General features: G+C 51.9%; 10 protein-coding genes. 7 read left to right on the top strand and 3 right to left on the bottom strand.

The genetic code is table 11. The features are described 5' to 3' along the window. Positions 1-22: 22 nt before the first annotated feature. Positions 23-1,102 carry an AI-2E family transporter gene (locus tag AB4Z33_RS08680; protein WP_442049550.1) on the bottom strand — a complete coding sequence of 360 codons (1,080 nt, stop codon included), beginning with the start codon at positions 1,100-1,102 and terminating at the stop codon, positions 23-25. A gap of 214 nt (positions 1,103-1,316) precedes the next feature. On the opposite strand from AB4Z33_RS08680, the gene AB4Z33_RS08675 reads away from it, so the two are divergent. Together AB4Z33_RS08675 and AB4Z33_RS08670 are read left to right on the top strand one after the other, a co-directional pair. Further along, positions 1,317-2,054, top strand: coding sequence for an alpha/beta fold hydrolase (locus AB4Z33_RS08675; RefSeq protein WP_442049549.1), 738 nt, complete (start codon positions 1,317-1,319; stop codon positions 2,052-2,054). A gap of 85 nt (positions 2,055-2,139) precedes the next feature. Further along, on the top strand, positions 2,140-2,490 hold the full coding sequence (locus AB4Z33_RS08670; protein ID WP_442049548.1) for an MmcQ/YjbR family DNA-binding protein: 351 nt from the start codon (positions 2,140-2,142) through the stop codon (positions 2,488-2,490). On the opposite strand, the gene AB4Z33_RS08665 is transcribed toward AB4Z33_RS08670, so the two are convergent. Then, complete coding sequence (locus AB4Z33_RS08665) at positions 2,482-3,366, bottom strand: pentapeptide repeat-containing protein (RefSeq protein ID WP_442049547.1); 885 nt, start codon at positions 3,364-3,366, stop codon at positions 2,482-2,484. The two genes, AB4Z33_RS08670 and AB4Z33_RS08665, sit on opposite strands and share 9 nt — an antisense overlap. A gap of 109 nt (positions 3,367-3,475) precedes the next feature. Further along, positions 3,476-3,598 carry a hypothetical protein gene (locus tag AB4Z33_RS08660; protein WP_442049546.1) on the bottom strand — a complete coding sequence of 41 codons (123 nt, stop codon included), beginning with the start codon at positions 3,596-3,598 and terminating at the stop codon, positions 3,476-3,478. 81 nt (positions 3,599-3,679) lie between these two features. Between AB4Z33_RS08660 and AB4Z33_RS08655 the strand changes: the two genes are divergently transcribed. The 5 genes from AB4Z33_RS08655 to AB4Z33_RS08635 all read left to right on the top strand — a co-directional run bounded on the left by AB4Z33_RS08655 (position 3,680) and on the right by AB4Z33_RS08635 (position 11,485). Further along, entirely contained in the window at positions 3,680-5,725 is a 2,046-nt protein-coding gene (locus AB4Z33_RS08655; protein ID WP_442049545.1) for a beta-galactosidase, read from the top strand. 152 nt (positions 5,726-5,877) lie between these two features. Next, a complete protein-coding gene (locus tag AB4Z33_RS08650; protein ID WP_442049544.1) occupies positions 5,878-6,852 on the top strand; it encodes an ABC transporter permease in 975 nt (324 codons plus the stop codon). A 34-nt stretch (positions 6,853-6,886) separates the two neighbouring features. Further along, positions 6,887-7,774, top strand: coding sequence for a carbohydrate ABC transporter permease (locus AB4Z33_RS08645; RefSeq protein ID WP_442049543.1), 888 nt, complete (start codon positions 6,887-6,889; stop codon positions 7,772-7,774). Positions 7,775-7,863: 89 nt separating this feature from the next. Continuing rightward, positions 7,864-9,594, top strand: a complete 1,731-nt coding sequence (locus tag AB4Z33_RS08640; protein WP_442049542.1) for an extracellular solute-binding protein — start codon at positions 7,864-7,866, stop codon at positions 9,592-9,594. Positions 9,595-9,712: 118 nt separating this feature from the next. Next, complete coding sequence (locus AB4Z33_RS08635; protein ID WP_442049541.1) at positions 9,713-11,485, top strand: cache domain-containing sensor histidine kinase; 1,773 nt, start codon at positions 9,713-9,715, stop codon at positions 11,483-11,485. The last annotated feature ends 1 nt before the right edge of the window (position 11,486 follow it).

Here is an 11,486-nt window from a genome sequence, read left to right as displayed (position 1 = left end):
GATAGGAAGGATGGGAGTGGGCTTACGCCTCCTCCCATTTTTTTCGGAAAAACAGCTGATACGCTTTGGTCGTGATAATCTTAATGATCATATAAACCGGGATAATGATCAGAATGCCGATGATGCCGGCCAAATCGCCGCCGATAAGGACGAGGATGATCGTCGTCAGCGGATGAATGTCGAGCTGCCTGCCGTACACGTAGGGCGCAATCAGATTATCCTGAATTTGTTGCGCCGCGGTAATGATGACGACCGACCAGATTGCGGTTGTCGGCGATTCGATAAAGGCGATGATGACGATCGGGATCGAGGATAGGAACGAACCGATAAACGGAATGAAATTCAAAATGACCGCTACGACCGTCAGCAAAAGCGCATAGGGCAAATCAATGATCAGAAATCCGATATACATGAGCACGCCAAGCGAGAGATTAATGATCACCTTCCCGACGATAAAGCTGCTCAGCGCTTCGTCAATATTGGATACGACCTCAGCGGCATCCTTGCGGAACCGAAGCGGAAAGCCGGTGATGACGGCTCGGCCGAAACGGTCCCCTTCTTTCAGCATATAGAACAGAATGATCGGGAAGATGATGAGAATAATGGCTATATTCGAAAACAGGGCAAACATGCCGGTTATGTAATTGCTCACGAACGTATAACCTTTGTTCAAATATTGCGTGAATGCGCTGAGCGGGCTCCGATCATCAGGGATGAATCGGGACCACAGCTCGTTTCTTTCCAGCTCCTTGGCTTGCTCGTTAAGCGTATCGAACAGACTCGGCGCATTGTCGACGAGCATCGTTAATTGGGTTCGCAGCGGAGGCCACACGAGAATGCCGAATACAACGAACATAAGCGCGATTGCCGCATAGATAAGCAAGATCGCCAGCGGGCGTTTTATTTTGTAGCGTTCCATTTGGTTAACGAGCGGCCGTAGCAAATAATAAAAGAAAACGGACAGCATAAGCGGGATCGTAATGACGGTAATCAACGATACGATTGGCTTGAATATGAAGTTGACCTTGGCACCCAAATAAACAATGACCAGAAAGAGAATGATGGAAATGCAATATCGGTTGAAATCGTTCAGCTTGGTCATGCAATCCCCTCCGGCTTTTTAAAGTAACCGTACCCGATTACGAAACATTTGAAACGTGCAGGCCTATGCTTGCAACCGAGCCGCATGGCTTACAAGCGCCCATATAAGCGGATCGGGTGCGATGAACCCGGTTGCCGCTTTGTGAGTTATCCGCTCACAAAACAGGAAATTTACCGTGAAGCAATTTCTCTTTTTTGACCAGCTCCGCGCCGTTATGATGGGACTACAAACCAATCGGATCGAGGTGATAGGACGAATGGGGATACCTATCGGCAATCAAATGCTGCGTGCGGCCATATCGGTTATCGGTTTCCCGCTTACGTTCATGCAGGCGGCTTTGTCGCAATATGAGGGAGATAAGCATAAGCCGCAGGGTGAGCTTGTTCGAGTCGGTCCTCGCAGCTTGCATGCGATCGTAAGCGGAAAGAGCAATCCAGCTTGCCCTACCGTGGTGTTGGAAGCGGGCATGGGCGGCTGCGCCTTGGATTGGTCGCTCGTTCAGCCTAAGCTGTCTACCTACACCAAGGTATTGTCGTATGACCGTGCCGGCTTCGGCTGGAGTACAGGTACACTGGAGAGGCCGACTTGCAAGCATTATGTAGAGGATTTGCGTGGACTGCTGAGTGAGCTGAAGCTGACCCCTCCCTATTTGCTCGTAGGGCATTCGTACGGGGGGATGATCATGCGTATGTTCGCGGCTGAATATCCGGACGAGGTTGAGGAAAGCGCTGCTCAGCTTGTCCGGTCACGGCCTTTGCGAGCAGATATGCCGATAGCCGTGCTGACGGCTGCCAATCAGACTGAGGAATGGCTGGAGGGGCAGAAAGTACTGCTTCAATTGTCGAAAGAAACACAGCATACGATTGTGGAAGATAGCTGGCATGCGATACAGATTCATAAACCGCAGTCGGTAATCGACGCTGTTGTTCGCCTTCTTAACGCTCTCGTCTAAGCTATGAAAAGTAGCGTTATATGGTCTTTCCGATTCGTTTATACTGGAGCTAGAGGCGTTCATTAAGATGGAGGTGGGTGCTGCCGTGATAACCAAACAAGAGGTTCAAAGCTTTGCGCTAGCTTTACCCGAGGCGCACGAGATGGAGCATTGGGGAAAGCCGTCTTACCGGATCGGCAGCAAAATTTTTGCGGTCGTTCAGGAAGACGGCGTAACGCTAACGGTGAAAACAACGGGAGAGGATCGCATCATCTACACAGACATGGATTCCGCAGCCTATTCCATACCTGAATCGTTCTCGAACATGAACTATATGCACATTCATATGACAAATGCGGATCCGCGCGAGGTGAAAGGGCTGCTCGTCAAGGCTTGGAGCAGCATCGCTCCGAAGAGGGCGATTAAGGCGTATAACGAGCTAGGCCTCTCATTCTGAAGCGGCAAACCAGTGGCTAGGAGTTGCAAGCGTCGCAGGGATTTTCGTATAGGCGTCGCCCCTCGCTGCATTCATCTGGGCCTGCGTTAGGAAAAGGGTCTGGGACAAGTCTGTGCCGCGAATATCGGTATCGCGGAGGTCGGCGCCGATGAGGTCGGCCGCTCTCAGATCCGCGTCCCGAAGGTCAGCCGCAATGAGGTAAGCACCCCGCAGGTTGGCGGCTCTTAGATCCGCGCCTCTGAGCTTCGCTCCCATGAGGTCGGCACCGCGTCCCGCTTTCTTAGGATGCTTGGGCGGCGTCTTGCACTTGCGCAGCGCATGCGCCCGTACTTGCTCGCTGACTTGGAGCAGCAGTACGTTCACGTCTGCCCGATGCTTCGGGATATCGATCGCTAACACATCGTTTGGCGCCATATACGTAAGCCGTTCCGTTTCTTCGAACGCGGAAAGGAGCGAGCGCTGGAGGACACTGTCGTTGCTCTGCAGGCGCAGTGCCTCCGCCAAGTACCAGAGGAGCTCGTGAAGCTGCCACATGACCGGGAACACCTCGTACATTTGCTTCGCCGTAGCCGGCGCATTGCGCCAACTGACTCCGCCGTAAGTGATTTGGGACACCTTTTGGCCGGCACCGAAGCAGTCGTATACCGTACATCCTCTGAATCCTGTCTGCCTGAGCGTCCTGTGAACGCCGCAACGAAAGTCTTCGCGCAGGCTCGGACAAGCCTGTCCGGCGCTCTTGTCCATCCCGAAATCGATCGAAGCCGAGAACGGAAGCGATACGCAGCATAGACCGAAGCAGCTCTCGCAATCGGCTTTCAAAACTATGGAATGGGCCATCAAGTGATGCTGGTCCTCGTTATGGTCATTGAGCAACATGGAGAAACTCCCTCCGCTAAAGTGTCATCGTTTTACTATTTTAACAGATTTGCGGGCTTTATGCGCTTTGTTGCCCTTCATTGCACAATCTGCAACTAATAGGCTCGTATTAGCGCATTAGAAGACTCCCGTTGCAGAAAGTATAGTCAACACGCCCGACGAAAGCGATGAGAAACAAATAACCCCATTCTTCCAGAATGGGGTTATTTGTCGTTGCGCGCAAAGCAATCATATCTGTTTTCTCCTGTAATCCCAGCTTCGTTGACGGGTGTCTCGTGTCTCGCTCAGGCGGGATAATAGAAGCAACCACTACGTGAAGGAAGTGACTGAAGTGAGGTTTGGAGCCTGTTACTACCCGGAGCATTGGCCCGAGGAGCGATGGCCGCTCGACGCGCGGCTGATGCGCGAAGCGGGACTTAATGTCGTGCGAATCGGTGAATTCGCTTGGTCTAAGTTTGAGCGGAGAGAAGGCATGTATGACTTCGAGTGGCTCGATCGGAGCATCGCCGTACTTGAATCCGGAGGCATTAGCGTTATTCTCGGTACGCCTACCGCCACGCCGCCCAAGTGGCTGATGGATAAGCATCCCGACATTTATATGCAGGATTATAAAGGCGATGTCAGAGGTTTCGGCAACCGCAGACATTACTGCTTCAACAACGAAACCTATCATTGCTATGCGCAGGATATAACGAGGCGGATGGCCGAGCGTTATGCGAACCATCCGAACGTCATCGGCTGGCAGATCGATAATGAATTTGGCTGCAACGAAACGGCTSGCTGCTATTGCGGCAATTGCAAGACGGCGTTCCATCGCTGGCTGGAGCGGAAATATGAAGGCGATATCGACGCGATGAACGAAAACTGGGGGACGGTGTTCTGGAGTCAGACGTACAACGAATGGCATGAAGTGACGCTGCCGGGTTATGCGCCTTTCCATCTGCATAATCCGGGACTCGTGCTCGATTATCGCCGCTTCGCCTCTGATTCGGTCGTGAAGTTCCAGAAATTGCAGCTCGATATTTTGAAGCGGCTGGCGCCTAATCAACCAATAACCCATAACATGATGGGCTCGTTCAACGAGATCGACGGGTACAAGCTGTCGGAAGAGCTGGATTTTGTTTCGTGGGACAATTATCCGAATCTGCATTTCAGCGAGGCGACGGATCCGAGCAAGGCGGCTGCCCAGCATGATATGACCCGCGGCCTGCGCAACGAACCGTTCTGGGTAATGGAACATCAAGCCGGCCCTCCGGGCGGCGATATTTTGTTCCAAACGCCGAAGCCGGGCGAGCTGCGAAGATGGACGTACCAATCCGTCGCTCACGGCGCGGACGCTATCGTCTATTTCCGCTGGCGCACCTGTTTGTTCGGCGCGGAACAATTCTGGCACGGCATCCTCCAGCATGACGGCTTGACCGGAAGACGCTACGAGGAGGTCAAGCAGACAGGCGCGGAGCTGCACCGGATTATGCCTAAGCTGCTCGGAAGCGGCTCAGGGGCAGAGGCAGCCATTATCCGTTCCTTCGACAACGAATGGGCAACTGAAATCCAGCCGCTGCTGCCGGGCTACAGCTATATGAATCATTTGTACTCCTATTATCGCTATTTCTACGACAATCGTATGCCGGTGGACATCGTCTCGGATGAAGTGGATTTCAGCCGCTATAAGCTTATCGTGCTGCCTCATTATATGATGGCCAGGCCCGATATTGTAACGAAGCTATACGCTTATGTTTGCGCCGGAGGTACGGCCGTGCTCGACTATCGCGCCGGCTCGAAGCTGTGGAACAACCGTATGGACGATAAACCATTGCCAGGCGTGTACAGAGAGCTTGCCGGTATTCGCGTTACGGATTACGGAACGTTGCGGCCTAACGAGCGGCGAGCGCTGTTGCGAAGTGACAACGTCTCCCCAATAGGACAGGGCCAAGGAAGCACTTGGTTCGATGTGATCGAGCTGGAGTCGGAGTCCGCGGAGTCGTTGATCCATTACGCCGACGACTATGTGGAAGGCAAGCAGGCTGCTGTCCGCAATCGTTACGGCAGCGGGCGCGCCTATTACATCGGCACGGATCCCGACAGCGATACGCTCTATGCTCTCTTGGACCAAGCGGCTGGGGACGCCGGAATATCGCCGATTGGCGGAATAACAGCGCCGCCTGGCGTTGAGGTTACGCGGCGCCGTACGGATGAGGGAGATGTCCTCTTCGTTATGAATCACAGCGGCGTTCCGCAGCCAATCGTGCTGGAGCAATCCTTCTACGAGCTTGCCTGCGAGCGTTCGATTGCCCCTGGCAGTATGCAGCTGCAGCCTGAAGACGTGCTCGTTTTGGTGCAAAGCGAACCTGCCGAATAAGGTGTCGAATCTACCGTTTGTGGGGCGATCACAGCTGATTACTCTGGTTGTTGGTCCCCCATGGCGGCYGCATAATTAAGAAAAAAGCCGCTGCACAAGCACAGATGTCGTCATCGTGTTGTCACAGATAGGATAGAAAGGAGAATCGCATCATGAGAAGTATGACCAGCCAAACAGAGAATAAAGCGGCAACGGCGACCGCCAATCGCAGCAAAGGACGGAACTTCCTTCAGAAGGTCGTCAGGCAGCGCCAACTGATCGTTATGGCATTGCCGTTCGTCGTACTCGCCGCTATTTTCTCCTACGGCCCGCTCTGGGGATGGGTTATGGCATTTCAAGATTACAAAATTGCAAAGGGCATCATGGGGAGCTCCTTCATAGGTTTCGACAAATTCGCCGAGCTGTTCCGGGACGAGCAATTTTATCGGGTGCTAAGGAACACGCTGGTAATGAGTGTACTGAACCTCGTTACAAGCTTCGTAGGCGCCGTCGTGCTTGCCTTAATGCTGAACGAAGTGCGCAGCACCAAGTTCAAAAAGCTCATTCAGACGATCACGTACATTCCGCATTTCGTGTCTTGGGTCGTCATTGCCAATATCGTAATGATGTTTCTCTCTCCGGACGGGGGAATGCTCAACGAACTGCTTATGGGGCTTGGCATCATTAAAGAGCCGATCTACTTCATGGCTAAAGGCGAAAACTTCTGGATCATCCATACGATCTCGAATTTGTGGAAGGAGCTTGGCTGGAATACGATCATCTACTTGGCCGTTCTAGTCGGACTCAACCCGGAGCATTACGAGGCAGCGGACGTGGACGGTGCAAGCCGATTGCACAAAATGTGGTATATCTCGATTCCAGGTCTCATGCCTACCGCTATTCTGCTGCTGACGATGAATGTCGGCTGGCTCATCAACAGCGGATATGAATCGCAATTCGTGCTTGGCAATCCGGTCGTCTACGATTATTCGGACGTGCTCGATCTATACGCACTGAGGTATTCCACGCAATTAAGCGATTATTCGTACGGTATGGCGATCAACATGTTCAAGACCGTCGTCAGCGTATTGCTCATACTCGGCGTTACGTATTTATCCAAAAAATGGAATCAAAGCCGATTGTTCTAACTTGAGGCCGATTCAAGAATAGAGGTGATTCACAATGGCAAAGCACGAGACTTGGAGAGACGGCCTATGGAATGCGTTCAATTATGTCGTGCTGCTGCTGTTCGGTCTGCTAACGCTGTATCCGTTCGTCAATCTGCTTGCGATCTCGCTGAACGACGGACTGGATTCGCTTCGAGGCGGCATTTACTTATTCCCGCGGGAGTTCACGCTCTACAATTACGGAGCGATTTTCCAAAGCGATGGTCTGCTGCAAGCGGCGGGGATTTCCGTAGCGAGAACGCTCATCGGCACGTTTTTCGGCGTTATCGGAACGGCGATGATCGCCTTCACGCTCAGCCGCAAAGATTTCGTATTCCGCAAGCTGCTGAACATCATTCTCGTTTTTACTATGTTCGTCAACGCTGGTCTGCTTCCTTATTACTTGCTCATTCGCGATATCGGCTTGATGAACAACTTTGGCGTTTATATTTTCCCGATGCTTATAAGCGCATATAACGTCATCATCATCCGCAGTTATTTTGAATCGTTGCCGGATGGCATTATCGAATCGGCCAAGATCGACGGCGCAACCGACTTCCAAACGTTGTTCCGAATCGTAATTCCGGTCAGCATGCCGGTTATCGCTACCGTGTCGTTATTCATCGCGGTTATGCACTGGAATTCGTGGTTCGACAACTATCTCTACACAAGCAGCACAGAGAGTCTGGATTTGTTGCAATTCGAGTTGATGAAGATTTTGCAGACGACGGAAGGCCAAGTGCTTAACGGCAATAACGCCCTAAGCATGGGCAGCAAAGGAATGGATCCCGATGCGACGAGGGCCGCTATGACGATGATCGTTACCGTGCCGATCCTATGCGTCTACCCGTTCGTTCAGAAATATTTTGTCAAAGGCATTATGGTCGCTTCCATGAAAGAATAGCTGATTGCGAAAAAAGTGATATCGATATCGAGCGGAATATTAATTCCGTTGATATAATCAAACTAATCAGTGACAGGGGGATGTCGGATTTGAAAACGAAAAGGACACGCAGCTTATGGGTGGTCATGTTATCGCTTGTCATGCTTGCTTCCATGCTTGCAGCGTGCAGCGGCAACAATAACAAAGGGGAAAACGAGCCTGCTCCAGACAACAAGCCAGCAGCAACGAACGACGCGGGCAAGGAAACGGATGCGCCGGCACCGGATTTATCGCCCGTTACGTATTCCATTAATACAGCCGATGACAAGCTGAAATGGGAAACGCCGATCAATGCCAAAATTACGGAAAAAACAGGCGTTTCGCTGAAATACGACCTGACGGTCGGAGACCAGTTCCAGCGTTGGGATCTATGGCTTGCGAGCAACGATTATCCGGATATCGTCGTATTGGACGCGAAGTACACGCTTCGCTACAAGGAAGCAGGCGCTATCATTCCGCTTAATGATCTGATCGACCAATAMGGCCCGAACATCAAGGAGAAGTTCGGCGACTATTTGAATCTGTTGAAAGATGAAAACGGTGACATTTATTCGCTCTACTCCGTTAAGAAAGCGAAGGAAGCTCAAGCGGATACAAAAGGTTCCTTCATCGTGCAATACGACGTGCTGAAGGAAGCAGGATATCCGGAAGTGAAAACGTTCGACCAGCTGTATGAAGTCATCAAAGCCTACAAAGACAAGCATCCGCAAATCGACGGCAAAGACACGATCGGCTTCGGCGCTTATATGAACGGCTGGACGATGAAGATTGCGTTCAACAACCCGGTTATTTGGGCGAAAGGCTTGCCGGACCACGGCAACTATACGATCGACGATAGCGGCAACGTGAGCTACAATCCAGTATCGCAAGATACGAGAGAATATTATAAATTCCTGAACAAGCTGTACAACGAAGGACTGCTCGACAAAGAAGCATTCTCGCTTGACGAGAAAGGTTTCCAAGCGAAGGCGGCTCAAGGCCGCGTGCTCGCTGCTTACGCACCAGGCTGGATGATGGGCGAAGCCGAGCAATCGCTGCGCGCAGCAGGCAAGCCGGAGAAGGCGTACGCTTACCTTCCGATGTATTTTGACGCCAATACGGTGGATCATTCCAACGCGATTACGCCTACAAGCGGCGGCAACTTCCAATGGACGATCTCCAGCAAAGCGAAGAACCCTGAGCGTATTATCCAGTTCATCGACTACCTGTTCTCCGATGAGGCGCAAGTACTCACGCAATGGGGTATCGAGGGCGAGGACTTTACGGTTGAGAACGGCAAACGCGTTATCAATCAAGAGCTAGTGAAGCAGCGTACGGTTGATCCGGACGTGGACTACAACCGCGGCTTCAAGAGCGTAGGCACAGGGGACTTCTACTGGTTCGGCATCGGCCACGGCGCGAAGCTTGCCGACGGCGACTATGCAACCCCGATGACCAAGGACGTCGTGGAGCTTGGTTACGACGACATGACCAAAGAAGTGCTGGCTGCTTACAAGAAGCAAGTATGGGCCGACTTCCTTCCGCCGGTTGAATACGTGCCGGGCTTCCTATGGCAGCTGTCTCCGCCGGAATCGACAAAGGTCGAAGAGCAGAAGATGGACGACACATGGCGTAAAAACATTCCGAGCATCATCATGGCGAAAAACGACGGCGAGTTCGATTCGGCATGGAACAGCTTCGTCGAGCAAATGGGCAAAGCTGGCGTAGATAAAGCGAACGCCGCCTACACCGAGCTATGGAAAGCATTCCTTGATAAATACAACAAGTCGTTAGGGCAATAGTTAAATGAATCTAAGCGCATACTCCTTGCCCGCGTACGATGCGGCACAAGGAGTATGCGCGTTTGCGCCCTAATGAGTTAGGGACTAAGCAGCCGCGGCGGGGAGAGGATGGGGCAACGTGAAAATACGTACGAAGCTGATCGCAGCGAACCTGTTCATTGTGCTGTTTCTGCTTGGCTCCCTTACTTACGTACTCATGAAAAAAAGCACCGATATGGCGTATGAATCGATCGTGGAGAACAACCGATTATCACTCTCCCAGGTCGGCAGCAATCTCGATAATAAACTGCTCTCCTACGAGGAAATCGCCAACACGCTGTTTCTGAATACGGCGCTCGATGAAGCGGTGGAACAGGAATATCCCGATCTTCGCGACGCCTACACCGAATATTTCAATTACTATCAACCGTTCGTTTCGGCGGTACAGACGACGAAGGATATTTATCATCTCTACCAATATACGAATAACCCGTCGTTCATCTTCTCGAATATCTATTTGATCGACGAGGATATTAGGGACAGCGATTGGTATCAGAGGACGCTGGATAGCCGGATCGGCGGTATATGGACGGAGCCGTACCCGAATCCGGTGGACAAAGAACCGCTTTTCAGCTTCCGCAAGCGGATGAATAACTTCAAACCGGAGTCGGAGAGGGTCGTATCCGTAGAGATCAAGCTGAAGGTGCTGCTCGATCTCGTAAGCGAGGAAAGCAAGAGCAAACGTTTCTTGTTTCTGTACCCGGACGGCTCGGTGCTTGTCGATACGACCAGCAAAGATGGAGAGCCCGCATCCGAACCCGAAATTCCGCAGAAGAGCCGCATCATGCAAGAGGATGCAGGCAGCTTTAATTATAAGGAAGGCGATGAGACGTATCAGCTTCTCTTCATGACCCTCGCCTCCCGCAATTCGGTCAAAGGAATGAAGGTCATTACGTACGTCCCGATTACGGAAATCATGCCGAGGATCGACCAACTGCGGTCGCTAGCCATTCTGCTTTTTATCATCGCGTTCCTGTTGTCTGTATTGCTTATCTCGCTGCTGTCCGTTCAGTTGACTTCGCGGCTCACCGAGCTGTCGATCCGGATGAAGCGGCTGCATAAAGACAATTTCGAGAGCTTCGTGGACGTTCGAGGCCGCGATGAAGTCGCCCAGCTTGGCGAAATGTTCAATCTGATGGTACGAAGGCTTCGCGACTTGATCGGCGAGGTGTATCAATCGGAGCTGAACCGGAGAGAGAACGCGCTTCGCACGAAGGAAGTTGAATTGTATGCGTTGCAGACGCAGATCAACCCTCATTTCCTGTTCAATGTGCTGAACATGATACGCGGGAAGCTGCTAATAGCCGGGGACAGGGAAAATGCGAAGATCGTCGGCCTGCTGGCCAAGTCGTTCCGCATGATGCTGAAACGAAGCGGGCAGACGATACCTTTGGAGGACGAGCTCGGCTTTATCGATATTTATTTGCAAATTCAACAATATCGGTTCGGAGACAAGTTTTTGTATGCGATCKAAACGGATGCTTCGACTAAGGATGTTCAGGTTCCGAAGCTCTGTATTCAGCCGATCGTCGAAAATGCGGTTACGCATGGCATTGAGCTAAGTCCAGTCCAGTCCATTATCCGCATTAAGACGAGCGCTCAGGATGGCAAGCTGTATATCGTCGTAAGCGATGACGGACTTGGCATACCGGAAGAGCGGCTGAAGGAAATTCATGGCTGGCTGCAAGAGGAAGACGGGCTTGCGAGCGACGAGCATATCGGGATGCGCAATGTACACCTACGATTGAGACAAATGTACGGCGAAGGCTTCGGTCTGCAGGTTACAAGCGTATATGGCCAAGGTACGGAAGTAACGATGACGATTCCGCTTGAAGCGCAGGAGGGTGAATAGG

The sequence above is a fragment of the Paenibacillus sp. 2TAB19 genome (genome assembly GCF_052115185.1).
Lineage (GTDB): Bacteria > Bacillota > Bacilli > Paenibacillales > Paenibacillaceae > Pristimantibacillus.
Note: the sequence above shows the minus strand (reverse complement) of the source record. Positions and strands in the feature narration are given on the sequence as shown.